General features: G+C 71.3%; 22 protein-coding genes. 3 read left to right on the forward strand and 19 right to left on the reverse strand.

Annotated features, from left to right (window positions below):
* A complete protein-coding gene (gene fmt / locus ACIPSJ_RS37410) occupies positions 1-933 on the reverse strand; it encodes a methionyl-tRNA formyltransferase (RefSeq protein ID WP_355720968.1) in 933 nt (310 codons plus the stop codon).
* Between the two features lie 316 nt (positions 934-1,249).
* Between fmt and ACIPSJ_RS37415 the strand changes: the two genes are divergently transcribed.
* Positions 1,250-1,798, forward strand: coding sequence for a hypothetical protein (locus ACIPSJ_RS37415; RefSeq protein ID WP_359220354.1), 549 nt, complete (start codon positions 1,250-1,252; stop codon positions 1,796-1,798).
* 301 nt (positions 1,799-2,099) lie between these two features.
* On the opposite strand, the gene ACIPSJ_RS37420 is transcribed toward ACIPSJ_RS37415, so the two are convergent.
* On the reverse strand, positions 2,100-4,283 hold the full coding sequence (locus ACIPSJ_RS37420) for a primosomal protein N' (RefSeq protein WP_401352657.1): 2,184 nt from the start codon (positions 4,281-4,283) through the stop codon (positions 2,100-2,102).
* Between the two features lie 185 nt (positions 4,284-4,468).
* Between ACIPSJ_RS37420 and ACIPSJ_RS37425 the strand changes: the two genes are divergently transcribed.
* On the forward strand, positions 4,469-5,845 hold the full coding sequence (locus ACIPSJ_RS37425; RefSeq protein WP_401352659.1) for an MFS transporter: 1,377 nt from the start codon (positions 4,469-4,471) through the stop codon (positions 5,843-5,845).
* 83 nt (positions 5,846-5,928) lie between these two features.
* Here ACIPSJ_RS37425 and metK read toward each other — a convergent pair whose 3' ends face one another.
* The 13 genes from metK to pyrR form a co-directional block, all read right to left on the reverse strand.
* Positions 5,929-7,137 (reverse strand): methionine adenosyltransferase, encoded by a 1,209-nt coding sequence (gene metK / locus ACIPSJ_RS37430; protein WP_359220362.1) that lies wholly within the window; start codon positions 7,135-7,137, stop codon positions 5,929-5,931.
* Positions 7,138-7,376: 239 nt separating this feature from the next.
* Entirely contained in the window at positions 7,377-8,582 is a 1,206-nt protein-coding gene (gene coaBC / locus ACIPSJ_RS37435; RefSeq protein WP_401352661.1) for a bifunctional phosphopantothenoylcysteine decarboxylase/phosphopantothenate--cysteine ligase CoaBC, read from the reverse strand.
* A gap of 105 nt (positions 8,583-8,687) precedes the next feature.
* Positions 8,688-8,960, reverse strand: coding sequence for a DNA-directed RNA polymerase subunit omega (gene rpoZ, locus ACIPSJ_RS37440; RefSeq protein WP_005319902.1), 273 nt, complete (start codon positions 8,958-8,960; stop codon positions 8,688-8,690).
* Between the two features lie 51 nt (positions 8,961-9,011).
* Entirely contained in the window at positions 9,012-9,605 is a 594-nt protein-coding gene (gene gmk, locus ACIPSJ_RS37445; RefSeq protein WP_355725887.1) for a guanylate kinase, read from the reverse strand.
* A 60-nt stretch (positions 9,606-9,665) separates the two neighbouring features.
* On the reverse strand, positions 9,666-9,989 hold the full coding sequence (locus tag ACIPSJ_RS37450) for an integration host factor (protein WP_003977346.1): 324 nt from the start codon (positions 9,987-9,989) through the stop codon (positions 9,666-9,668).
* A gap of 278 nt (positions 9,990-10,267) precedes the next feature.
* Positions 10,268-11,113, reverse strand: coding sequence for an orotidine-5'-phosphate decarboxylase (gene pyrF / locus ACIPSJ_RS37455; RefSeq protein ID WP_393537925.1), 846 nt, complete (start codon positions 11,111-11,113; stop codon positions 10,268-10,270).
* Complete coding sequence (locus ACIPSJ_RS37460) at positions 11,110-12,216, reverse strand: quinone-dependent dihydroorotate dehydrogenase (protein ID WP_401352664.1); 1,107 nt, start codon at positions 12,214-12,216, stop codon at positions 11,110-11,112. Before ACIPSJ_RS37460 ends, pyrF begins: the two co-directional genes overlap by 4 nt.
* 156 nt (positions 12,217-12,372) lie before the next feature.
* Complete coding sequence (carB, locus tag ACIPSJ_RS37465) at positions 12,373-15,684, reverse strand: carbamoyl-phosphate synthase large subunit (protein WP_359220373.1); 3,312 nt, start codon at positions 15,682-15,684, stop codon at positions 12,373-12,375.
* Positions 15,677-16,834: a glutamine-hydrolyzing carbamoyl-phosphate synthase small subunit gene (carA, locus tag ACIPSJ_RS37470; RefSeq protein ID WP_401352667.1), complete on the reverse strand. Its 1,158-nt coding sequence runs from the start codon at positions 16,832-16,834 to the stop codon at positions 15,677-15,679. Before carA ends, carB begins: the two co-directional genes overlap by 8 nt.
* Positions 16,831-17,400 carry a hypothetical protein gene (locus ACIPSJ_RS37475; protein WP_393661807.1) on the reverse strand — a complete coding sequence of 190 codons (570 nt, stop codon included), beginning with the start codon at positions 17,398-17,400 and terminating at the stop codon, positions 16,831-16,833. The genes carA and ACIPSJ_RS37475 overlap by 4 nt, the downstream gene beginning before the upstream one ends.
* Positions 17,397-18,683, reverse strand: a complete 1,287-nt coding sequence (locus tag ACIPSJ_RS37480) for a dihydroorotase (RefSeq protein ID WP_359220381.1) — start codon at positions 18,681-18,683, stop codon at positions 17,397-17,399. Before ACIPSJ_RS37480 ends, ACIPSJ_RS37475 begins: the two co-directional genes overlap by 4 nt.
* A 5-nt stretch (positions 18,684-18,688) precedes the next feature.
* Entirely contained in the window at positions 18,689-19,669 is a 981-nt protein-coding gene (locus tag ACIPSJ_RS37485; RefSeq protein ID WP_355725868.1) for an aspartate carbamoyltransferase catalytic subunit, read from the reverse strand.
* An 84-nt stretch (positions 19,670-19,753) separates the two neighbouring features.
* Complete coding sequence (gene pyrR / locus ACIPSJ_RS37490; protein ID WP_355725865.1) at positions 19,754-20,329, reverse strand: bifunctional pyr operon transcriptional regulator/uracil phosphoribosyltransferase PyrR; 576 nt, start codon at positions 20,327-20,329, stop codon at positions 19,754-19,756.
* Between the two features lie 253 nt (positions 20,330-20,582).
* Here pyrR and bldD point away from each other — a divergent pair, with 253 nt between their 5' ends.
* Complete coding sequence (bldD, locus tag ACIPSJ_RS37495; protein WP_020938842.1) at positions 20,583-21,086, forward strand: transcriptional regulator BldD; 504 nt, start codon at positions 20,583-20,585, stop codon at positions 21,084-21,086.
* 249 nt (positions 21,087-21,335) lie between these two features.
* Here the strand turns inward: bldD and nusB are convergent, their stop codons facing one another.
* The 4 genes from nusB to ACIPSJ_RS37515 all read right to left on the reverse strand — a co-directional run bounded on the left by nusB (position 21,336) and on the right by ACIPSJ_RS37515 (position 24,593).
* Positions 21,336-21,767, reverse strand: a complete 432-nt coding sequence (nusB, locus tag ACIPSJ_RS37500) for a transcription antitermination factor NusB (RefSeq protein WP_355725862.1) — start codon at positions 21,765-21,767, stop codon at positions 21,336-21,338.
* Positions 21,768-21,769: 2 nt separating this feature from the next.
* Positions 21,770-22,336 carry an elongation factor P gene (gene efp / locus ACIPSJ_RS37505; RefSeq protein ID WP_351487768.1) on the reverse strand — a complete coding sequence of 189 codons (567 nt, stop codon included), beginning with the start codon at positions 22,334-22,336 and terminating at the stop codon, positions 21,770-21,772.
* 52 nt (positions 22,337-22,388) lie between these two features.
* Positions 22,389-23,495, reverse strand: coding sequence for an aminopeptidase P family protein (locus ACIPSJ_RS37510; protein ID WP_359220388.1), 1,107 nt, complete (start codon positions 23,493-23,495; stop codon positions 22,389-22,391).
* Positions 23,496-23,768: 273 nt separating this feature from the next.
* Positions 23,769-24,593 carry a Pro-rich N-terminal domain-containing protein gene (locus tag ACIPSJ_RS37515; protein WP_359220390.1) on the reverse strand — a complete coding sequence of 275 codons (825 nt, stop codon included), beginning with the start codon at positions 24,591-24,593 and terminating at the stop codon, positions 23,769-23,771.
* Positions 24,594-24,666: the final 73 nt, after the last annotated feature.

Raw genomic sequence — 24,666 nt, forward strand, 5'->3', positions numbered from 1 at the left:
TCAGGCGCCGAGGGTCTCGCCGGTGCCGATGCGCGCACCGCGCGCCCAGTCGGCGGCCCGCATCGGCTTCTTGCCCTGGGCCTGCACCCAGAGCAGTTCCACGGCGTACGACCCCGTCCCCACGTGCACGCTGTTCTTGCCGACGGCGATCTCGGCCGGCGCGAGATCGGTCCGCTCGGGCACCGGGGTGACCTGGATCAGCTTGAGCCGCTCACCGCGGAAGACGGTCCAGGCGCCGGGGGCGGGGGTGCAGCCGCGCACGACCCGGTCCACGCGCAGCGCGGGCGCCGACCACTCCACCTTCGCGTCCTCGACGCTGATCTTCGGCGCGAGGGTGATGCCCTCCGCCGGCTGCGGTACGGCCTTGAGCGTGCCGTCCTCGATCCCGTCCATGGTCGCGGCGAGCAGCCCGGCCCCGGCGAAGGCGAGCCGGGTCAGCAGGTCGCCGCTGGTGTCGGTGGGCCGGACCTGCTCGGTGACGGTCCCGTAGACGGGCCCGGAGTCCAGCCCCTCCTCGATGAGGAAGGTGGAGGCGCCGGTGATCTCGTCCCCGGCCATGACGGAGTGCTGGACGGGCGCCGCCCCGCGCCACGCGGGAAGCAGCGAGAAGTGCAGATTGACCCACCCGTGGGCCGGAACGTCGAGCGCGACCCGCGGCAGCAGCGCGCCGTACGCCACCACCGGGCAGCAGTCCGGCCCGATCTCCGCCAGCCGCGCCAGAAACTCCGGATCACGCGGCTTGAGCGGCCTCAGCACCTCGATCCCGGCCTCCGTCGCCCGCTCGGCCACGGGAGAAGCGATCAGCCTGCGCCCCCGCCCGGCCGGCGCGTCGGGTCGCGTGACCACGGCGGCCACCTCGTGCCGCCCGGAGGCGATGAGAGCGTCCAGAGCGGGAACGGCGACTTCGGGAGTACCGGCGAAGACAAGCTTCATGGGCGGCTGAGAGCCTCTCGGACGGGGTCACTTACGGGCAACGCACAAGTTTATGCCGCCCCGCCGGACCAACCCCACCGCCCACAACCCACCGCCCGCAGGCCGCCGACGGCACCCCGCCGCCGACCGCGAACGGGCGGTGCGCGAGTGGGAGAGGAAACGGTGGTGCACAGCGGGCCGCACGGCGTACGCATATGCCCATACGCCCCCACACCGTGACCAGCGGAGCGTCCACGCGTTGGTCAAGACAGAGTTGACCACAACGGGCCGCATACGCGCGGCCCATTCCTTTCACGCCGGTTCGAGAGGCTTGTTCATGGCCGACCACGCAACCCACGACGCCCAGGCCCGGGCCAGCCTGCACTTGCTGGTGCGGGACATCGAGCGGGTCCGCCGCCAGGTGGACGCACTGCGCACGCTCACCGCCCAGTTGGGCAACGTCTACCGCCCACGCCGCTCCGGCCCGTCCACGGGCTTCGTCGTCTACGGACGCGCCCCCGCCCCGACGGTCCGTCTCGCCCAGGAGCTCCGGGACAGTGTCGAAACCCTGGTCACGGCCGCCGTGGACTTCGACCGCTCGCTCGGCTTCTCCTGGGACGCGGTGGGCTCCGCGCTCGGGGTCACCAAGCAGGCGGTGCACCGCCGTTACGGCGCCCGTCGCACCACGGCCCAGACGACGGTGACCGCCGAGGCCGAACGGCCGACGGAGCCGTCGGGCACCCGCACCATGAACGTGGGCGGCGGTCTGCCCACCGTGCCGACGGTCCCGGCCGCCCGCTCCATGCCGACCCAGCCCACCGCGGGCAGCCCCACCCTCCGCGACGAGGCACGACCGACCGCCTTCCCCGGCCCGCGCAACGGCTGACGTACACAACAGCTGACGTACACAACGGCTGACGTACACAACGGCTGACGTACGCAACCGCTGAGGTGCCCCCACGGCCGACGTACACCCGCCGCTGACGTCCGCAGCGGCCCACGTACGCGACCGACCGCAGGCATGCGCGACCACCGACACACGCGACGGCCCGCCGGCACCACGGCCCGCCCCACGCGACGGCTCGACCACGCCACGGCTGACCTCAAGGGCTGACCCTCCCGCCCCTGCCCTCCCGGCAAGCACCCGGGAGGGCAGCCGTACGTCGCGGCCCCGCCCCACCCGGCCCTCACCCGATGTCCGGCGGATCGATCCGCACCCGCACCGCGTCCCCTCCCCCTCCCCCTCCCCCACTCGCGTTCCCGCTCCCGCTCCCGCGGGCCATCCGCGCGGCCTGCGCCGCCTTCAGCGCCCCCGCCAACGCGGCGCCGCTCCCCGGCGGCACCCGTACCAGCGCCCGCTCCCAGTGCTCCCCGGGCGGCGGCGCCCCCACCCGCCGGGGCGCCCCGGCCCGCACCACGGGCAGCGGCACCGGCCCCAGCACCTCGGCGTCCGGCGGCAGTTGCGCCGTACCGAGAAACTCGGCGACCGCCGCCGCCGTCCCCGACACCGCCGCCATCCGCGACACCGGCGGAAACCCCAGCTCGGCCCGCTCGGCCAGCTCCCGCACCGCATGCCCGACGGGGTCCCACCGCACCAGCGCCTGCACGGGCCGCAGCGTCGGCTCCGCGACGACGACCACGGTCCCCCCGTCCCCCTGCGGCCGCACCAGCGCCCCCGCCGCGATCCACCGCCGCAACGCGTCCTCGCCGGCCCGAAGATCCGGCCGTCCGAGCATGGCCCAGCCGTCCAGCAGCAGGGCGGCCGCGTAGCCGCCCTCGGCGACCGGCTCGGCGCCCGGGGTGCTCACCACCAGCGCGGGCGTCCCCGGCACGGTGTCCAGCACATGCTCCCGCCCGGAGGTCCGTACGGGGACGGCGGGAAAGGCCCGCCCCAGCTCCTCGGCGGTCCGCCGGGCCCCGACCACCTGGGCCCGCAGCCGGAAGCCACCGCACGCCGGACAGTGCCAGTCGCTCTCCTCGCGCCCGCACCACCCGCAGCCCAGCGCTCCCGCGTCCCGCGCCTCCAGCGGCCCGGCGCAGTGCCGGCAGCGGGCAGGCTCCCGGCACTGCGCACAGGCCATGCGGGGCACATAGCCGCGCCGGGGCACCTGCACCAGCACGGGACCGTGCCGCAGCCCGTCCCGCACGGCCTGCCAGGCGAGCGTCGGCAACCGGGCGGCCCGCGCGGCCTCGTCCCGTGCGAGGTCCCCGTCCCCCACGGTCCGCACCAGCGGCGCGGCACGGCGCACCTGATCCCGCCCGGCCGCCAGGGGACGCGCCCAGCCGTTCGCGACGAGCTGCGCGGCCTCCACCGTGCAGCTCCAGCTCCCGACCAGAAAGGCGCACTTGTCCAGGGCCGCCCGCAGCAGCAGCACGTCCCGCGCGTGCGGCTGCGGTGCGTGCTGCTCGCTGTGGCTGTCGTCCCCGTCGTCCCAGAGGGCGACCAGGCCGAGGTCCCGTACCGGCGCGAACATGGCCGCCCGGGTCCCCACCACCGCCCGTACCGTGCCCCGGCTGACGGCGAGCCACTGCGCGTACCGCTTCTCGGGCCCGGCGTCGGCGGTGAGCAGCGCGTGCCGTCCCGCGCCGAGGACCTCGGTCAGCGCGGCGTCGACCCGCGCGGCGGCCCGTCCGTCCGGTACGACGACGAGCGCGCCGCGCCCCGAGGCGAGCGTGGCGGCGACGGTCCGGGCGAGTTCGGCGCTCCACTCCGGTCCGGGCAAAGCGGTCCACACCGCGCGCGGCGCGCCCCCGGAGGCGAGGGACTCGACGAAGGCCGGCCCGTGCTCGTATCGCGTCCAGGTACCGGCGTCGGGCGCCGGCGGGGGTGGCAGCGGTTCGGGGGACGGGCGCTTCTCGGCCCGCGCGCTGCGCGGCGGCACCGCCAGCTGCAGCACGTCGGCGAGGCTTCCCGCGTACCGGTCGGCGACGGCCCGCGCGAGCCGCAGCAGTTCCTCGCTCAGCACCGGCTCGGGCGAGACGACCTGGGCCAGCGCGGCCAGCGGTCCCGAGTAGTCGGACTCGGCGAGCCGTTCCACCAGGAACCCGTCGATGAGCCCTCCGCCCTCCCGGCGCCCGTCCCGCACCCGGTGCCGCCCGGCCCCGAACCGCACCCGGACCCGCACCCCCGGCTGGGCCTCGGCGTCCAGCTCGGCGGGGACCGCGTAGTCGAAGTACCGGTCGAGGTGGAGCACGCCCTTGTCGACGAGCACCCGCGCGACCGGCAACCGCTCGGCCAGCGCGGCCCCCCGCCAGGTCCGCGGCTTGGCCCGCGGCACCTTGGCCTCCCGCACGCTCTCCCGGATGAGCGCGAGCTGCTCCGGCGGCACCCCTGCGGCGCCTCCGCTCTCCTGCCCGTTCTCGCTGCTCACGCTTGCATTCTTACCAAACGCCACTGACAACGGCCGTACCGCGAGGCGCCGTTCCGCCCTCGCCAGCCCATGGGTTCACATACATATCCACAGGTTCAACCCATTGACCCGGAAGATCAGCTTCCCTAATCTGCCCATCTACGTGACTGCAATTCATGTACATGCACAAAGGGCGGGAGACAACGATGTCAGACGCGGCTGTGGCGGCCGGGCCCCAGGTGACGGCCGAGCAACGGGCGACCGGGAAGTTCCTCCGCCGGATGATGCCGATCCTCGTGCTGATGTTGCTGGTCAACAACCTGGACCGGACGAACGTCGGCTTCATCCAGGACGAGCTGCGCGCGGACGTCGGCGTCAGTGCGACGGCCTACGGGCTCGGGGCCGGGCTGTTCTTCATCGGGTACGCGCTGTTCGAGGTGCCCAGCAACATGCTCCTGGAGCGCTTCGGCGCCCGGGTCTGGCTGACCCGGATCATGATCACCTGGGGTCTGGTGATCGTGGCGATGTGCTTCATCCACAACGTCACCACGTTCTACGTGCTGCGCTTCCTGCTCGGTGTCGCCGAGGCGGGCTTCTTCCCCGGCGCGATGCTCTACATCACGCAGTGGCTGCCCGACTCCAGCCGGGGCCGGGCCACCGCGATCTTCCTGGGCGGTTCGGCCGCCGCCGGCATCGTCACCGGACCGGTCACCGGCGCCCTGCTCGAACTGCACGGCGCGGGCGGTGTCGCCGGCTGGCGGTGGATGTTCGGCATCGAGGGCACCCTCTCGGTCATCGTCGGCGTCATCGCCGGGTTCTTCCTGGTCTCCCGGATCGAGGACGCGCGCTGGCTGTCCGCCGAGGAGAAGGGCGCCCTGCGGGCGTCCGTGGCCAGGGACGAGGCGCGGCGGGAGCGGGCGCCGCGCGTGTCGCGGCTGCGGCTGATGTTCCATCCGCAGGTCGCGCTGCTGACCGGGGCGTTCTTCGCGATGACCCTCACCGGGTACGCGATCACCTTCTGGCTGCCCAGCCTCATCGAGGAGATCAACGGGCTGTCGCCCTTCGAGGTCGGCCTGCTCGCCGCCGTACCGGCGATCGCCTCCATGATCGCGATGTACTCGATGAGCCACTTCACCGACCGCGCGCCCGACCGGCGCCCCTACCTGGCGGTGACCCTGCTGCTGTCGGCCGCCGGCACCTACCTGGCCACGCTGGGCTCGCCCTGGTTCGGACTCGCCGCGATCACCCTCGCCGGGGTCGGCTCCAAGTGCGCGGCGACGCTGTTCTGGCCGATGGCCCAGACCGGCCTGGATCTGCGGATCGCCGCACCCGGGCTGGCGCTCGTCAACTCCATCGGCAACCTCGGCGGCTTCGTCTCCCCGTTCCTGTTCGGGTACCTCAAGGACACGACCGGCAGCACCAACGGCGGCCTCTACACCCTCTCCGCCGCCTCCCTGCTGGCGATCCTCGCGGCCCGCCACCTCCGGGGGACCCGCACCGCCGACGCCCCGGTGTCCGCGACACCCGCCGCGGACACCACGGACACCACGGACACCACGACCGAGCAGCCGCGCGTGTCCTAGGAGTCGCGGGAACGACGTCGGCTCCCGTCCCCACCGAGCGGTGGGAACGGGAGCCGACGTCAGATGTGCCGGGTGCCGGTGGCTCAGAGGCCGACGGCGTTGCGCAGGGCCTCGACGCGGTCCGTGCGCTCCCAGGTGAACTCGGGGAGCTCACGGCCGAAGTGGCCGTACGCGGCGGTCTGGGCGTAGATCGGGCGGAGCAGGTCGAGGTCGCGGATGATCGCGGCCGGACGCAGGTCGAAGACCTCGTCGATGGCCTTCTCGATCTTCTCGGCGTCGACCTTGGCGGTACCGAAGGTCTCGACGAAGAGGCCCACGGGCTCGGCCTTGCCGATCGCGTACGCGACCTGGACCTCGCAGCGGGACGCCAGACCGGCGGCGACCACGTTCTTGGCGACCCAGCGCATGGCGTAGGCGGCGGAACGGTCGACCTTGGACGGGTCCTTGCCGGAGAAGGCACCGCCACCGTGGCGGGCCATACCGCCGTAGGTGTCGATGATGATCTTGCGGCCGGTCAGGCCGGCGTCGCCCATCGGGCCGCCGATCTCGAAGCGGCCGGTCGGGTTGACCAGCAGGCGGTAGCCCTCGGTGTCGAGCTTGATGCCCTCGTCCAGCAGGGCCTTCAGCTCCGGCTCCACGACGAACTCGCGGATGTCGGGCGCGAGCAGCGACTCCAGGTCGATGTCGGAGGCGTGCTGGCTGGAGACGACGACCGTGTCGAGGCGGACGGCCTTGTCACCGTCGTACTCGATGGTGACCTGCGTCTTGCCGTCGGGGCGCAGGTAGGGGATGGTGCCGTTCTTGCGGACCTCGGAGAGGCGCTTCGACAGGCGGTGCGCCAGGAAGATCGGGAGCGGCATCAGGGTGGGCGTCTCGTCGGTGGCGTAGCCGAACATCAGGCCCTGGTCGCCGGCACCCTGCTTGTCGAGCTCGTCCTCGTCGCCCTCGACGCGGTTCTCGTAGGCCGTGTCCACGCCCTGCGCGATGTCGGGGGACTGCGCGCCGATCGACACCGAGACGCCGCAGGAGGCGCCGTCGAAGCCCTTCTTCGACGAGTCGTAGCCGATCTCGAGGATCTTGTTGCGGACCAGCGTCGCGATGTCCGCGTACGTCTTGGTCGTGACCTCGCCGGCCACGTGCACCAGGCCGGTGGTGATCAGCGTCTCGACGGCGACCCGGGAAGTCGGGTCCTCGCGCAGAAGCGCGTCGAGAATGGTGTCGCTGATCTGGTCAGCGATCTTGTCGGGGTGACCCTCGGTCACGGACTCCGAGGTGAACAGGCGACGGGACACAACGCTCCCTGGGGTTGCAGCGGCTGCTGTCTGATCATTGGCGGACGACACGGGGGCTGCACCCGGGCACCGTCCGAGAACAGTTTATCGGTCGCACTCTGCCGCCGGCCCACCTGTCTCGACACTCGGAAGTGCTGTGACCTGCGGCACGCGCATTCTGCCCAATGGCCGGCGGCCTTGACCAGAGCCACCACACCGTAATGTGCCGTCCGGGAAAGTTGACATATGGCTGAAATAAGTTAACCCAAACGGGCCGCGACCAGATCCCACACGATGTCGGCGAGAGCCTCCTTGGGCCCGTGCGGCACCGGCGTCTCACTGCCGTCGGCACCGAGCACCAGGGCCTCGTTCTCCTCGGAGCCGAAGGTCTTGCGCTCCCCCACCTCGTTCACCACGAGCAGGTCACAGCCCTTGCGTTGCAGCTTGGTCCGGCCGTTGGCGAGCACGTCGTCGGTCTCGGCGGCGAAGCCGACGATCACCTGTCCGGTCCGCGCCCGGTCGGCCGAGATCTCCGCGAGGATGTCCGGATTCCGCACCAGGACGATCGGCTCGGGTTCCTGCCCGTCCTTCTTCTTGATCTTCCCGGCCGCGTAGACCGCGGGGCGGAAGTCGGCGACGGCGGCGGCCATCACCACGGCGTCGGCGTCGGCGGCCGCCTTCAGCACCGCCTCGCGCAGCTGGACGGCGGTGCCGACCGGGACGACGTCCACGCCGGCCGGGTCGGGCAGGCCGGTGGTGTTCGCCGCGACCAGCGTCACCCGGGCGCCCCGCGCGGCGGCCGTGCGCGCGAGGGCGTAGCCCTGCTTGCCGGAGGAGCGGTTGCCCAGGAAGCGGACGGGGTCGAGGGGCTCGCGGGTGCCGCCGGCGGAGACGACGACATGGCGGCCCGCCAGGTCGGGCTCCCGCACGCCCCGCGCGAGGACACGGCGGCAGACCTCGAAGATCTCCGCCGGGTCGGGCAGCCGGCCCTTGCCGGTGTCGACGCCGGTGAGGCGGCCGACGGCCGGCTCGACGACGACGGCGCCACGGCGGCGCAGCGTGGCCACGTTCTCCTGGGTGGCCGGGTGCTCCCACATCTCGGTGTGCATCGCGGGGGCGAAGACGACCGGGCAGCGGGCGGTGAGGAGGGTGTTGGTGAGCAGGTCGTCGGCGAGGCCGTGGGCCGCCTTGGCGAGCATGTCGGCGGTGGCGGGGGCGACGACGACCAGGTCGGCGTGCTGGCCGATGCGGACGTGCGGGACCTCCTCGACGTGGTCCCAGACCTCGGTGGAGACGGGGTTGCCGGAGAGCGCGGACCAGGTGGCGGCGCCGACGAAGTGCAGCGCGGAGGCGGTCGGAACCACCCGGACGTCGTGCCCCGACTCGGTGAGCCTTCGCAGCAGCTCACAGGCCTTGTAGGCGGCGATCCCGCCACTGACCCCCAGCACGACCTTCGGCTTGCTCACCGGGCCTCCACTCGTCGAATCCACGAACTCACGACTCCATGACACACCACAGGCCCGGCAGTCGTGCGCCGGGCCTGTGGATAAAGCAATTGCGATACGAAAGTACTACTGCGCCGGGCCTTCGATGGCCTCGGAGGTCAGCAGACCCGCGTTGATCTCGCGCAGGGCGATGGAGAGCGGCTTCTCGTGGACGTGGGTGTCGACGAGCGGACCGACGTACTCGAGGAGGCCCTCGCCGAGCTGCGAGTAGTACGCGTTGATCTGACGGGCGCGCTTGGCCGCGTAGATCACGAGGCTGTACTTCGAGTCGGTGGCCTCGAGGAGCTCGTCGATCGGAGGGTTGATGATGCCCTCGGGCGCGGTGATGGAAGAGGACACGCTCTGCCTTCCGATGGATGGGAAAGATTCAGTCTGAATGATCAGCAACGATCACACAACGTCCATCAAGGCTAGCAGCTCACGCGCCACGTCCTTGACAGAGGTGTTGACCAGGGTTTCGTCGAACTCCGGCTCGGCCGCGAGCTCGACCTTGGCCGCGTCCAGCCGCCGCTCGATCACCTCGGGCGCCTCGGTGCCGCGTCCGGTGAGCCTGCGGACCAGCTCCTCCCAGGAGGGAGGGGCCAGGAACACCAGCCGCCCCTCCGGCATGGACTCGCGGACCTGCCGGGCGCCCTGGAGGTCGATCTCCAGGAGGACGGGGACACCGGACTCCAGGTGCTCCAGCACCGCCTGTCGCGGGGTGCCGTAGCGGTTGCCGGCGAATTCGGCCCACTCCAGGAGCTCGCCGTTGGCGATCAGCTTGTCCATCTCCTCGTCGGTGACGAAGAAGTAGTGGACTCCGTGCTTCTCGCCCGGGCGCGGCTTGCGGGTGGTCGCCGACACCGAGAGCCAGACCTCGGGGTGTTCCTTGCGCATATGAGCGACGACCGTGCTCTTGCCGACCCCGGAGGGGCCGGAGAGCACGGTCAGCCGCGGACGTACGTCCGGGGGCTCGGGGGTCGTCCCCCGGAATGTTGCAGCCATGCAGCGATTATTCCAGCAATCGCGGACTGCCCGGGACGGCCCTCCCGGGCGGTCCGGTGATCAGGAGCCGGTGCTGCCGAACTCGCGCTCCAGGGAAGCGATCTGGTTGGACCCGAGGCCACGCACGCGGCGGCTCTCGGAGATCCCGAGTCGCTCCATGATCTGCTTGGCGCGGACCTTGCCCACGCCCGGCAGGGACTCGAGCAGGGCGGAGACCTTCATCTTGCCGATGACGTCGTTTTCCTGACCCTGCTTGATGACCTCGTGGAGAGAGGCGCCGGAGTGCTTGAGTCGATTCTTGACCTCGGCCCGCTCCCGGCGAGCCGCGGCGGCCTTTTCGAGCGCGGCTGCGCGCTGTTCAGGGGTAAGGGGCGGAAGAGCCACGCCTACGTCACCTCGGATGTCGAACTGTCGGATACGGACCGGTGAGGAACCTAGTCGCCCCACACCAGGGGAGCTACGAGCAACACGCTTGCCCGTTGACTCTGCTCGGAGACTAGCGGGCAAGTCCGCCAGAGTCAGCGAGAACAGCGGAAAAGTCCTGGTCAGCCTGCGCCAGGCCGGACATTTCAGACATACTGCCCCGGATTTGAGGATGTATTCACGCTTGAACCGTCGCCGCGAGACCCGCCGGAGCACCGTCCGAGCACTCATCCGAGTCCTCATCCACCTGCGAGGACGTCCCGGATCTCACCCGCGAACCGCTCCGCGGCCGCCCGCAGCGCCCCGATGTCGGGACCGTGACGCAAAACACCTCGGCTCACGTTTGGAACCACGTTGCGCACCGCCGGACCGAAGACCGCGGGAAGATCGGCCGCCGTCGCCCCCTGTGCGCCGACCCCGGGCGCGAGGAGCGGACCGTTGATGTCGAGGTCGTACGACGACAGGTCGCCGACCGTGGCACCGACGACGGCGCCGAAGGATCCCAGCGGCTCCTCCCCGGTGTTCTCGGCGGCGAGGTGGGCGAGCATGGTCGCGCCGACCGTCCGGCCGTCGGCACGCACCGCGTGCTGCACCTCGGGGCCCTCCGGGTTCGAGGTCAGCGCCAGCACGAACAGGCCGGCCCCGCTCTCCCGGGCCAGCGCGACGGCCGGGCTGAGCGAGCCGTAGCCGAGGTACGGGGAGACGGTCAGGGCGTCCGAGAAGAGCGGGGCGTCCTTGATCAGATAGGCTTCCGCGTATCCGGCCATGGTGGAGCCGATGTCGCCGCGCTTGGCGTCCATGACGACCAGCGTCCCGGCCGCCCGCGCCTCCTGCACCACCCGCTCCAGGACGGCGACCCCGCGCGAGCCGAACCGCTCGAAGAACGCGCTCTGCGGCTTCATGACCGCGACCCGGTCCGCCACCGCCTCCACGACGGTCCGGCTGAACCGCTCCAGGCCCGCCACGTCGTCGTTCAGTCCCCACTCGGAGAGCAGCGAGGCGTGCGGGTCGATACCGACGCACAGCGGGCCGCGCTCGTCCATCGCGCGGCGCAGCCGGGCGCCGAAGGGCTCCAGGGGGCTCATACGGTCTTCCTCACATCGGCGCCGACCGCGTCGGCGAGGGTGGCGTACGGGCTGGTGCGCAGGCGCGCCGCGAGGCCCTTGTGGATGGTGCGGCCCCAGAAGGGTCCCTCGTAGATGAAGGCGCTGTAGCCCTGGACCAGCGTGGCACCGGCCAGAATGCGCTGCCAGGCGTCCTCGGCGTTCTCGATGCCACCCACGCCCACCAGGGTGATCCGGTCGCCCACGCGCGCGTACAGCCGCCGCAGCACCTCCAGGGAGCGCGCCTTCAGCGGGGCCCCGGAGAGCCCTCCGGCCTCCTGCACCAGGCCGGGGTCGGACCGCAGCCCCAGCCCCTCCCGCGCGATGGTGGTGTTGGTCGCGATGATCCCGTCCAGACCCAGCTCCACGGCCAGGTCGGCGACGGCGTCGACGTCCTCGTCGGCGAGGTCCGGCGCGATCTTCACCAGCAGCGGCACCCTGCGGTGCGCCACCACCCGGTCCGCGGCCTCGCGCACGGCGCTCAGCAGCGGCCTGAGCGCCTCGGTGGCCTGCAGGTTGCGCAGCCCCGGCGTGTTCGGCGACGACACGTTCACGACCAGGTAGTCCGCGTACGCCGCGAGCCGCTCGGCGGACTTCACGTAGTCACCGACCGCCTCGGCCTCCGGTACGACCTTGGTCTTGCCGATGTTGACGCCCACGACGGTGTTGAAGACGGCCTCCCGGGTCGCGAGCCGGGCGGCGACGGCGAGCGATCCGTCGTTGTTGAACCCCATCCGGTTGACCAGCGCCCGGTCGGCGACGAGCCGGAACAGCCGCTTCTTCGGATTGCCCGGCTGCGCCTCCCCGGTCACCGTGCCGATCTCGACATGGTCGAACCCGAGCATCGACATCCCGTCGATCGCGACCGCGTTCTTGTCGAACCCGGCGGCCAGCCCGAACGGCCCGTGCATCCGCAGCCCGAAGGCCTCGGTACGCAGTTCCTTGTAGCGGGGCGCGAGCACGGCGACGACGAAGGTGCGCAGCACGGGGATACGGGCGGCGAGCCGGATCCACCGGAAGGCCAGGTAGTGGGCCTGTTCCGGATCCATCCGCTTGAACACGAGATTGAAGAAGATCTTGTACATGGAGTCCTCATGCGGAGGGGGACACCGTCACCGGTGCCCCCCTTCATAGACAGCTGGGCAACGCGCCCCGTCAGGGGCGCGGGGCAGTGCTCAATTTGCGGCTCCGCCGCGTGGGCGCGACCGGCCCCCACCGGCCCGCAGCCGAACTACCGCCGCTCAGTCCCTCGCGGCAGTCAATCGCTCCGCATGCTCCTGCAGCGACCGCACCCCGACATCCCCGTGGTTCAGGGCGTCGATCCCCTGCACAGCCGCCGCCAGCGCCTGCACGGTCGTCAGACACGGCACCGACCGCGCCACCGCCGCCGTCCGGATCTCGTACCCGTCCAGGCGGCCACCCGTGCCGTACGGGGTGTTGACGATGAGGTCCACCTCGCCGTCGTGGATGAGCTGCACGATCGTCTTCTCGCCCTGCGGACCGACGCCCTCCGACTGCTTGCGCACGATCGTCGCGTTGATGCCGTTGCGCTTGAGCACCTCGGCCGTGCCGGACGTGGCGAGGAGCTCGAAGCCGTGGGCGACCAGCTCGCGCGCCGGGAAGATCATCGACCGCTTGTCGCGGTTGGCGACGGAGATGAACGCGCGGCCCTTGGTCGGCAGCGGCCCGTACGCCCCCGCCTGCGACTTGGCGTACGCCGTGCCGAAGACGGAGTCGATGCCCATGACCTCGCCCGTGGAGCGCATCTCCGGGCCGAGCACGGTGTCCACACCGCGCCCCTGGATGTCCCGGAACCGCGACCACGGCATGACCGCCTCCTTCACGGAGATCGGCGCGTCGAACGGCAGCTCGCCGCCGTCGCCCCGCGCGGGCAGCAGCCCCTCCGCGCGCAGCTCGGCGACGGTCGCGCCCAGCGAGATCCGGGCCGCGGCCTTGGCCAGCGGCACCGCCGTCGCCTTCGAGGTGAAGGGGACCGTGCGGGACGCGCGGGGGTTGGCCTCAAGGACGTAGAGGATGTCCCCGGCCATCGCGAACTGGATGTTGATCAGACCGCGTACGCCGACGCCCTTGGCGATGGCCTCCGTCGAGGCGCGCAGCCGCTTGATGTCGAAGCCGCCCAGGGTGATCGGCGGCAGGGCGCAGGCCGAGTCGCCCGAGTGGATGCCGGCCTCCTCGATGTGCTCCATGACGCCACCGAGGTACAGCTCCTCGCCGTCGTACAGCGCGTCGACGTCGATCTCGATCGCGTCGTCGAGGAAGCGGTCGACGAGCACCGGCCGGGAGGGGCTGATCTCGGTCGACTCGGCGATGTAGGAGGCGAGGCGGGTCTCGTCGTAGACGATCTCCATGCCACGGCCGCCGAGGACGTACGACGGGCGGACGAGGACCGGGTAGCCGATCTCGTCGGCGATGGCCTTGGCCTCGGCGAAGGTGGTGGCGGTGCCGTGCTTGGGGGCCGGGAGGCCCGCCTCGGCGAGCACCCGCCCGAAGGCGCCCCGGTCCTCGGCCGCGTGGATCGCCTCCGGGGAAGTGCCCACGATCGGCACGCCGTTGTCCTTCAGCGCCTGCGAGAGGCCGAGCGGGGTCTGCCCGCCCAGCTGGACCACCACACCGGCGACCGGACCGGCCTGCTGCTCGGCATGGACGATCTCCAGCACGTCCTCCAGCGTGAGCGGCTCGAAGTACAGCCGGTCGGAGGTGTCGTAGTCGGTGGAGACGGTCTCCGGGTTGCAGTTGACCATCACCGTCTCGTAGCCCGCGTCGCTCAGCGCGAAGGACGCGTGCACGCACGAGTAGTCGAACTCGATGCCCTGGCCGATGCGGTTGGGGCCGGAGCCCAGGATGATGACGGCCGGCTTCTCGCGGGTCGCCACCTCCGTCTCCTCGTCGTAGGAGGAGTAGAAGTACGGCGTCCTGGCGGCGAACTCGGCGGCGCAGGTGTCGACCGTCTTGTAGATCGGGCGCACCCCCAGCGCGTGCCGGACCTCGCGGACGACGTCCTCGCGCAGCCCGCGGATCTCGGCGATCTGCTGGTCGGAGAAGCCGTGCCGCTTGGCCTCGGCGAGCAGCTCGGGGGTCAGCTCGGCGGCCTCGGCCAGCTCGTCCGCGATCTCCTTGATGAGGAAGAGCTGGTCCACGAACCACGGGTCGATCTTCGTGAACTCGAAGACCTCCTCGGGCGTGGCGCCCGCGCGGATGGCCTGCATGACGGTGTTGATCCGGCCGTCGGTGGGCCGGACCGCCTCGCGCAGCAGCTCGTCCTTGTCGCCGGGCTCGCCGACGAAGGTGAACTGGCTGCCCTTCTTCTCCAGCGAGCGCAGCGCCTTCTGGAAGGCCTCGGGGAAGTTGCGGCCGATGGCCATCGCCTCGCCGACCGACTTCATGGTGGTGGTCAGCGTGGAGTCGGCCTGCGGGAACTTCTCGAAAGCGAAGCGCGGGGCCTTGACGACCACATAGTCGAGCGTGGGCTCGAAGGAGGCCGGGGTCTCCTGCGTGATGTCGTTGGGGATCTCGTCCAGGGTGTAGCCGACGGCCAGCTTCGCCGCGATCTTCGCGATCGGGAAGCCGGTGGCCTTGGAGGCGAGCGCGGAGGACCGCGACACGCGCGGGTTCATCTCGATGACGATCACGCGGCCGTCCTCGGGGTTGACCGCGAACTGGATGTTGCAGCCGCCGGTGTCGACGCCGACCTCGCGGATGACGGCGATGCCGATGTCCCGCAGGATCTGGTACTCGCGGTCGGTCAGCGTCATCGAGGGCGCCACGGTGATGGAGTCACCCGTGTGCACGCCCATCGGGTCGAAGTTCTCGATGGAGCAGACGACCACGACGTTGTCGTGCTTGTCGCGCATCAGCTCCAGCTCGTACTCCTTCCAGCCGAGGATGGACTCCTCCAGGAGCACCTCGGTGGTCGGGGAGAGCGTGAGGCCCTGGCCCGCGATGCGGCGCAGCTCCTCCTCGTCGTGCGCGAAGCCGGAGCCGGCGCCGCCCATGGTGAAGGAGGGGCGGACGACGACCGGGTAGCCGCCGCCGAGTTCCTCGACGCCCGCGATGACCTCGTCCATGGTGTGGCAGATGACCGAGCGCGCGGACTCGCCGTACCCGATCTTGGCGCGGACGGCCTCCACGACCTCCTTGAAGAGGTCGCGGTCCTCGCCCTTGTTGATGGCCTCGACGTTGGCGCCGATCAGCTCGACGCCGTACTTGGCGAGGACACCGTTCTCGTCGAGCGAGATCGCGGTGTTCAGGGCCGTCTGGCCGCCCAGGGTGGGCAGCAGCGCGTCGGGGCGCTCCTTGGCGATGATCTTCTCGACGAACTCCGGGGTGATCGGCTCGACGTACGTGGCGTCGGCGATCTCCGGGTCGGTCATGATCGTCGCCGGGTTGGAGTTGACGAGGATGACCCGCAGGCCCTCGGCGCGCAGCACGCGGCAGGCCTGGGTGCCGGAGTAGTCGAACTCGGCGGCCTGGCCGATGACGATCGGGCCGGAGCCGATGACCAGGACGGACTGGATATCGGTGCGCTTAGGCACGCTGGCCCTCCATCAGGACTGTGCTCATCAAAGAGGTGAAGCGGTCGAACAGGTAGGCGGCGTCGTGCGGGCCCGCTGCCGCTTCGGGGTGGTACTGGACGGAGAAGGCCGGCTGGTCGAGCAGCTGCAGCCCCTCCACCACGTTGTCGTTGAGGCAGACGTGCGAGACCTCGGCGCGGCCGAACGGGGTGTCGCTGATCCGGTCGAGCGGCGCGTCCACGGCGAAGCCGTGGTTGTGCGCGGTGACCTCGACCTTGCCGGTCGTGCGGTCCTGGACCGGCTGGTTGATGCCCCGGTGGCCGTACTTCAGCTTGTAGGTGCCGAAGCCGAGCGCGCGGCCGAGGATCTGGTTGCCGAAGCAGATGCCGAAGAGCGGGGTCTTCCGCGCCAGGACGGCGGTCATCAGGGCCACCGGGCCGTCGGCCGTGGCCGGGTCGCCGGGGCCGTTGGAGAAGAACACGCCGTCCGGGGAGACGGCGTACACGTCGTCCTCGGTGGCGGTCGCGGGCAGCACGTGCACCTCGATGCCGCGCTCGGCCATCCGCTGCGGGGTCATCCCCTTGATGCCGAGGTCGACGGCGGCGACGGTGAATCGCTTCTCCCCGACGGCCGGGACGACGTAGGCCTCCTTGGTGGCGACCTCCTCGTACAGCGAGGCGCCCTTCATGTGCGGCTGGGCCTGCACGCGCGCGAGGAGCTCGGCGTCGGTGGCGATCGCCTCGCCGGAGAAGACGCCGGCGCGCATCGAGCCGCGCTCGCGGAGGTGGCGGGTGAGGGCGCGGGTGTCGATCCCGGAGATGCCGACCACGCCCTGCGCCACCAGTTCCGCGTCGAGCGAACGCTTGGCGCGCCAGTTGGAGGGCACGCGCGCGGGGTCGCGCACGACGTAGCCGGAGACCCAGATGCGGCTGGACTCGTCGTCCTCGTCGTTCCAGCCCGTGTTGCCGATCTGGGGGGCGGTGGCGACCACGATCTGGCGGTCGTACGAGGGGTCGGTGAGGGTCTCCTGGTAGCCGGTCATCCCGGTGGAGAACACGGCCTCGCCGAAGGTCTCCCCCACGGCCCCGTAGGCGCGGCCGCGGAAGATCCGGCCGTCCTCCAGGACGAGTACTGCGGGAACCTTGCCGGCTCCCCTGGTGGAGGTCGTCATCGTTCGGCGCCTTCCGTGCTGGGTGTCTTGGTCATGGAGTTGATGGCGTCGACCCACTCGCCGTGCTCGGCCGCGTGGTCCGAGCGGAATCCGGAGTCGATCAGCCGGTCGCCGTGCTGCCAGGTCACCACGAGGAGTCCGCCCTCGGTGAGGACCTTGCCCGCGATGCCCTTGCCGAGCAGGGCCTCGCGGAGCGCGGCGGCGGGGATGAAGAAGTCGGTCGCCCCGGGGCGTACGACGTCCAGGCCCGCGTCGGTCAGGGTGAGCTCGACCCGGCTGCGGGAGCCGAGGCCGCGGGCCACGATGCGGTCCAGCCACTGCCCGGCGGTGGTGGAGCCGTGGTAGCGGCCGCTCATGGTCAGTTTCGCCTCGCCGGGCTCGTCCGGCGCGGTGGGCAGCTCGGGAAGGTCGCCCTGGAGGGTGCCGCGCCACTTCCAGCCCTCGCGCATCAGCCAGTAGACGAGCGCGACGAAGAGGGCCAGACCTACCAGCCAGCCGATGCGCGCGGCCCAGTCGGTGACCGCGGCCGACTTCTTCTCGTCGGCCAGCAGGATCAGAGGTGTCACGTCAGCTTCCCGTCCACGAGCGTCGCCTTGCCCCGCAGCCATGTGTGGGTGACACGGCCCGGCAGCTCGCGCCCCTCGTACGGGGTGTTGCGGCTGCGCGAGGCGAAGCCCGCGGGGTCCACCAGGCCACGGTATTCCGTGTCGACGAGGGTGAGGTTGGCGGGCTCACCAGCCGAGACGGGACGGCCGTGGCCGGCGGCCTGTCCGATCCGCGCGGGCTTGAAGGACATCCGGTCGGCGACACCGGCCCAGGTCAGCAGGCCCGTGTCCACCATGGTCTCCTGCACCACCGACAGCGCGGTCTCCAGGCCGACCATCCCCATGGCGGCGGCGGCCCACTCGCAGTCCTTGTCCTCGTGCGGGTGCGGGGCGTGGTCGGTGGCGACGATGTCGATGGTGCCGTCGGCGAGGGCCTCGCGCAGGGCGAACACGTCGCGCTCGGTGCGCAGCGGCGGGTTGACCTTGTAGACCGGGTTGTACGACCGGACCAGCTCGTCGGTGAGGAGCAGGTGGTGCGGGGTGACCTCGGCGGTGACGTCGATGCCGCGGGACTTGGCCCAGCGCACGATCTCGACGGACCCGGCGGTCGACAGGTGGCAGATGTGCACCCGCGACCCCACGTGCTCGGCGAGCAGCACGTCGCGCGCGATGACCGACTCCTCGGCGACGGCCGGCCAGCCGCCCAGCCCCAGCTCGGCGGAGACGACGCCCTCGTTCATCTGGGCGCCCTCGGTCAGCCGCGGCTCCTGGGCGTGCTGGGCGACGACCCCGCCGAAGGCCTTCACGTACTCCAGGGCGCGGCGCATGATCACGGCGTCGTCGACGCACTTGCCGTCGTCGGAGAAGACGGTGACCCCGGCGGCGGACTCGTGCATGGCGCCCAGCTCGGCGAGCTTCCTGCCCTCCAGGCCGACGGTGACGGCGCCGATGGGCTGGACGTCGCAGTAGCCGTGCTCCCGGCCCAGCCGGTAGACCTGCTCGACCACACCGGCGGTGTCGGCGACCGGGAAGGTGTTGGCCATGGCGAAGACGGCCGTGTAGCCGCCGCTCGCGGCCGCGCGGGTGCCGGTGAGGACGGTCTCGGAGTCCTCGCGGCCGGGCTCGCGCAGGTGGGTGTGCAGGTCGACGAGCCCGGGCAGCAGCACCTTCCCGGCGGCCTCGACGACCTCGGCCCCGTCGGCGGACAGCCCGGAGCCCACCTCCACGATCGTCTCGCCGTCGATCAGTACGTCCTGCGGCTCACCGCCGAGCACCTTCGCACCACGGATCAGGATCTTGCTCATGGGTCTTACTTCTCCTCGATGGTGCGGGCGTGGCTGACGGCGGGTTCGTTGCCGCCGAGCAGGAGGTACAGAACGGCCATCCGGATGGAGACTCCGTTTGCGACCTGCTCGACTACGGTGCAGCGCTCGGAGTCGGCGACCTCGGCGGTGATCTCCATGCCGCGGACCATCGGGCCGGGGTGCATCACGATGGCGTGCTCGGGCATCTTCGCCATCCGCTCGCCGTCGAGGCCGTAGCGCCGCGAGTACTCGCGCTCGGTCGGGAAGAACGCGGCGTTCATGCGCTCACGCTGCACGCGGAGCATCATCACGGCGTCGGACTTGGGGAGTACGGCGTCGAGGTCGTACGACACCTCGCAGGGCCAGCGCTCGACGCCGACCGGGACCAGGGTGGGCGGGGCGACCAGGGTGACGTCGGCGCCGAGGGTGTGCAGCAGGTCGACGTTGGAGCGGGCGACCCGGCTGTGCAGGACGTCGCCGACGATCGTGATGCGCTTGCCGGCCAGGTCCTGCCCTATCCCGGCGTCCCGGCCGACCAGCCGGCGGCGCATGGTGAAGGCGTCCAGGAGGGCCTGGGTGGGGTGCTGGTGGGTGCCGTCGCCTGCGTTGATGACGGCGGCGTCGATCCAGCCGGAGGTGGCGAGGCGGTAGGGCGCTCCGGAGGCGCCGTGCCGGATGACGACGGCGTCCACGCCCATCGCCTCCAGGGTCTGGGCGGTGTCCTTCAGGGACTCGCCCTTGGAGACGCTGGACCCCTTGGCGGTGAAGTTGATGACGTCGGCGGAGAGGCGCTTCTCGGCGGCCTCGAAGGAGATCCGGGTCCGCGTCGAGTCCTCGAAGAAGAGGTTGACGACGGTGCGGCCGCGCAGGGTCGGCAGCTTCTTGATCGGCCGGTCGGCGACCCGGGCCATCTCCTCGGCGGTGTCGAGGATCAGGACGGCGTCGTCGCGGGTGAGGTCGGCGGCCGAGATGAGATGACGCTGCATCTGTCAGGCTCCGTAAGGCAGTTCACATATCGGGAGATTGCGGGCAGGCGTGGGCGCGCCGGACCGGCGCGTCCCCTCGGCTCGCTATTGGGTCGGCTTGGCGCCGAGCAGCACGGTGTCGCGACCGTCCTCCTCGGCGAGCAGGACCTTGACCGTCTCCCGCAACGACGTGGGGAGGTTCTTGCCGACGTAGTCGGCGCGGATGGGCAGTTCACGGTGGCCGCGGTCGACGAGGACCGCCAGCTGGACCGCGCGCGGGCGCCCGATGTCGTTGAGGGCGTCGAGGGCGGCGCGGATGGTGCGGCCGGAGAAGAGCACGTCGTCGACGAGGACGACCAGTCTGCCGTCGATGCCGTCACCGGGGATCTCGGTGCGGGCCAGCGCACGCGGCGGGTGCATGCGCAGGTCGTCGCGGTACATGGTGATGTCGAGCGAACCGACCGGAATCTTGCGGTCGGTGACCTGCTCGAGCTTGGCGGCGAGCCGCTGGGCGAGGAAGACGCCGCGGGTCGGGATGCCGAGGAGCACCACGTCGTCGGCGCCCTTGGCGCGCTCGACGATCTCGTGGGCGATGCGGGTCAGTACCCGCGCGATGTCGGGCCCTTCGAGAACGGGCCGTGCGTCGCCTGCCTGAAGGTCAGGCTTTCCCTGCTTGTCCATACGAAACGGACCCCCTTCTCCGCCTCACGGGACGGACCTTAAAGGACGTCGGATTTGCGCCATCCACCGTAGCAGGTGGCGGAGAGGCCCCCGATCACCCCCTTGGCGTAATCGGCCATCGCTACCACGGAAGAGTCGGTGCGGACCATTCGGCTTGACGCAGGAGAGTAACGCTGCGTAACCTCACAGTGAGTTACCAGCCGCGCGGCGGGAACCAAGGCCGGCCGCGTCGACACAGTGTCCGGGGAGCTATATGTCCAGCGAATACGCCAAACAGCTCGGGGCCAAGCTCCGGGCCATCCGCACCCAGCAGGGCCTTTCCCTCCACGGTGTCGAGGAGAAGTCCCAGGGGCGCTGGAAGGCCGTGGTGGTCGGTTCGTACGAGCGCGGCGACCGTGCCGTGACCGTGCAGCGCCTTGCCGAGTTGGCGGATTTCTACGGTGTGCCGGTGCAGGAGCTGCTGCCGGGCACCACCCCCGGCGGTGCCGCCGAGCCCCCGCCGAAGCTGGTCCTGGACCTGGAGCGACTGGCCACCGTGCCGGCCGAGAAGGCGGGCCCGCTGCAGCGCTACGCGGCGACGATCCAGTCCCAGCGCGGTGACTACAACGGCAAGGTGCTGTCGATCCGCCAGGACGACCTGCGCACACTGGCCGTCATCTATGACCAGTCCCCCTCGGTCCTCACCGAGCAGCTGATCAGCTGGGGCGTACTGGACGCGGACGCCCGCCGCGCCGTGGCCACCCACGAAGACGCCTGAGCCGCACCACACCTGAGCAGAAACGTGCCGCCGGGGTGGCCGGAACTTGACGGTTCCGGCCACCCCGGCGGTTTCTTCAGCGTTCACGTCTTGAGCGACGTAAGTGCAACCCCCTAGGGGCGCGGGGAACTGCGCGACCAGCCCCAGACGGCCGTCAGCCGCCCGAAGGCCGCCCCACCCACCCCATCGGGCACACGAACGCCGGAAGGCCCGCAGCGGCTTGCTGCGGGCCTTCCGGCGTTCCGTCGGCTACGCCTCCCGGCGCAGCGACGGCTTCAGCTCCTTCAGCCGACCCAGGAGCCCGTTCACGAACGAGGGCGACTCGTCCGTCGAGAACTCCTTCGCCAGCTGCACCATCTCGTCGAGGACGACGGCGTCCGGCGTCTCGTCGACCCAGATCAGCTCGTAGGCGCCGAGGCGCAGGATGTTGCGGTCGACGACCGGCATCCGGTCGAGCGTCCAGCCGACGGCGTACTGGGCGATCAGCTCGTCGATCCGCCGCGTGTGCTCGGCGTAGCCCTCGACCAGCTGCATCGTGTACTCGCTCACCGGCGGCTGCCGGGTGTCGTCCCGGGAGAGCCGGATCCAGTCCGCGAGCACGGTCAGGACGTCGGCCCCGCGCTGGTCGCCCTCGAAGAGGATCTGGAAGGCACGCTTGCGGGCCGTGTTGCGGGCAGCCACGGTTAGCTGTTCACCCGGCCGAGGTAGTCGCTCGTACGGGTGTCGACCTTGATCTTCTCACCGGTGGTGATGAAGAGCGGGACCTGGATCTGGTGACCGGTCTCCAGCGTGGCCGGCTTGGTGCCGCCCGTGGAGCGGTCGCCCTGGACACCCGGCTCGGTCTCCTGGATGACCAGCTCGACGGCGGCCGGGAGCTCGACGAAGAGCACCTCGCCCTCGTGCTGGGCGACGACGGCCGTGAAGCCCTCGATCAGGAAGTTCGCGGCGTCGCCGACGGTCTTCCGGTCGATGTGCAGCTGGTCGTACGTGTCCATGTCCATGAAGACGAAGTACTCGCCGTCCATGTACGAGAACTGCATGTCGCGCTTGTCGACAGTGGCCGTCTCGACCTTGACGCCGGCGTTGAAGGTCTTGTCGACCACCTTGCCGGACAGCACGTTCTTGAGCTTGGTGCGCACGAAGGCGGGGCCCTTGCCGGGCTTGACGTGCTGGAACTCGACGACGGACCAGAGCTGGCCGCCTTCGAGCTTGAGCACCAGGCCGTTCTTGAGGTCGTTCGTGGAAGCCACGGTTGCGGAATCTCCTGGACTGACGTGGACGACCCCGGGGCACGCACCTTCCTTATAGTGCGAGCAGCTCCTTGGTCGTGATGGTGAGTAGCTCGGGTCCGCCGTCCGCCTCGGGGCGCACGACGAGCGTGTCATCGATCCGGACACCGCCCCGGCCCGGGAGGTGGACCCCCGGTTCGACGGTGACCGGCACGCAAGCGTCCAGTTTACCCATGGCTGAGGGGGCCAGCTGCGGCTCCTCGTCGATTTCGAGTCCGACGCCGTGCCCGGTGAGCGGTTGCAGGCCCTCGGAGTGGCCCGCGGAGCCCAGCACCTGCCGGGCGGCACGGTCCACGTCACGGTAGGCGGCGCCGGGTACGAGGCTCTCCCGGCCGGCCCGCTGGGCGGCGAAGACCAGGTCGTAGAGCTCGATCTGCCAGTCGGCGGGCGAGGTGCCGATGACGAAGGTGCGGCCGATCTCGCAGCGGTAGCCGCGGTAGGTGGCGCCGAGGCAGACGGAGAGGAAGTCGCCCTCCTCGACCCGGCGGTCGGTGGGGCGGTGGCCTCGGCGGCCGGAGTTGGGTCCGGTCGCCACGGAGGTGGGGAAGGCCCGGCCGTCGGCGCCGTGGTCGACCAGGCGGCGCTCCAGCTCCAGGGCGAGGTGCCGTTCGGTGCGGCCGACGAGGATCGACTCCAGCAGCTCGCCGAGGGCCTGGTCGGCGATCTCGGCGCCGATGCGGAGGCAGGAGATCTCCTCCTCGTCCTTCACGACCCTGAGCTGTTCGACGGCGGCGCCGAGATCGGTCAGGCGCAGCTGCGGGGCGACCGAGCCGAGGGCGCGGTGCCGGGCGACGGTGAGGTGGTGCTCCTCGACGGCGAGGACGTCGGCGTCCTGGGCGGCGGCGAGGTCGGCGGCGGCGACGGCGGGGTCGCCGCCGGGGCCTTCCAGGAGGTGCTGCCGGAGGGACTCGTCGGGGCGGGCCTCGGTGGGGCGGTCGTCCGGCGGGCCGGGGCAGACGAGGAGGTCCTCGCGCTTGCCGAGCAGCAGGACGGAGCCGTGGGGGGCGGTGCCGGCGAGGTATCTCACGTTGGCGGGGTGCGAGATGACGGCGGACTGGCTGCCGGCCGCGTTGCAGCGTTCCCTCAGCCTGGTTCTGCGGGCCGCGTACACGTCTGACATGAGTCGAGCGTAGGAGGAATGGGCGTTTTGTGCCGGTTGAGGGGGGCCGAGTGGGGTGGCGGGGCGCCGTTGTCGGGTGCGGGTCCGTGAGTGGGTTTCGGGCGGTTCCCCGCGCCCCTGGAACTACCGGCCGCATCTCGGCTGCCCGCCGGTGGGGGGCTTTCGCGCAGTTCCCCGCGCCCCTGGGGGGAGACAGGTCGGCTTTCGGCTGCCGGTCGGGGGGGGGGCATTCGCGCGGTTCCGCGCGCCCCTGGGTTGCTTTGCTGGGGCTGGTTACCAGGTTGGGGGGCTGGCTATGGACCTGGAGAGGACCTCGTCGAGGAGTCTTGCTGTGGTGGGGACGTCGAGTTGGGAGTTGTCGATGATGGGGAGGCCGGAGCCGTACCAGCCGGCCATGCGGCCGTGGATGCGGGCGACCTCTTCGTCGGTGAGGCGGCGGTTGCCGCGGCGTTCGGCGTTGCGTTCCAGGACGATGTCGAGGCCGGGGAGGAGGACGACCGGGAGGAGGCCGGGGCCGACGTGGCGCTTCCAGCCGCCGAGGCCGACGACCGGGCGGTCCGGGAAGACCGCGTCGTCGAGGATGCACGAGATGCCGTTGGCGAGGAAGTTGCGGGCGGCGAAGCCGCAGGTGCGGCGGGCCAGGCGGTACTGGGCCTCGGAGTTGTCGTTCCAGCCGGACTGGGGGTCGGCGAAGCCGGAGCGGACCCACTCGCGGACGTCGTCGAGGCTGATGTGGGCCGTGGGGACCCGCCGGTGGTCCGCCCAGTACTTGGCCACGCTGGTCTTGCCCGCGCCGGCCGGGCCGATCAGGAGGACGGCCAGGGTGGTGGTCGTCGGGTCGGGGACCGTGGCGGCGGGCGGCGCGCTCGGCATCCCCACCGGGGCGCCCGGCGGCAGCGGGACGTGGCCCGTGGTGTCGGGGGGCGGCGGGGACGAGGGCGGTGGCGGAACCGTCGGGTGCGGCGGCGCGGCCGGTGGTGGCGGCACGGGCGCGGGGCCCTGGGGCGCTCCCGGGTGCTGTGCGGCCGGCTGCCAGCCGGTCGGTCCCTGCCCCGGCTGATGGGGCGGCGGCAGCGGAGATCCCACTGCGTGCTGCATCCGGTGCCACTCCGTCTCGTCATGTTCGGCTGCGCTCGTTACCGAACGGTACCGCCCCCGGTCGTCGTTTGGT

The sequence above is a fragment of the Streptomyces sp. NPDC090088 genome (assembly GCF_044747345.1).
GTDB lineage: Bacteria > Actinomycetota > Actinomycetes > Streptomycetales > Streptomycetaceae > Streptomyces.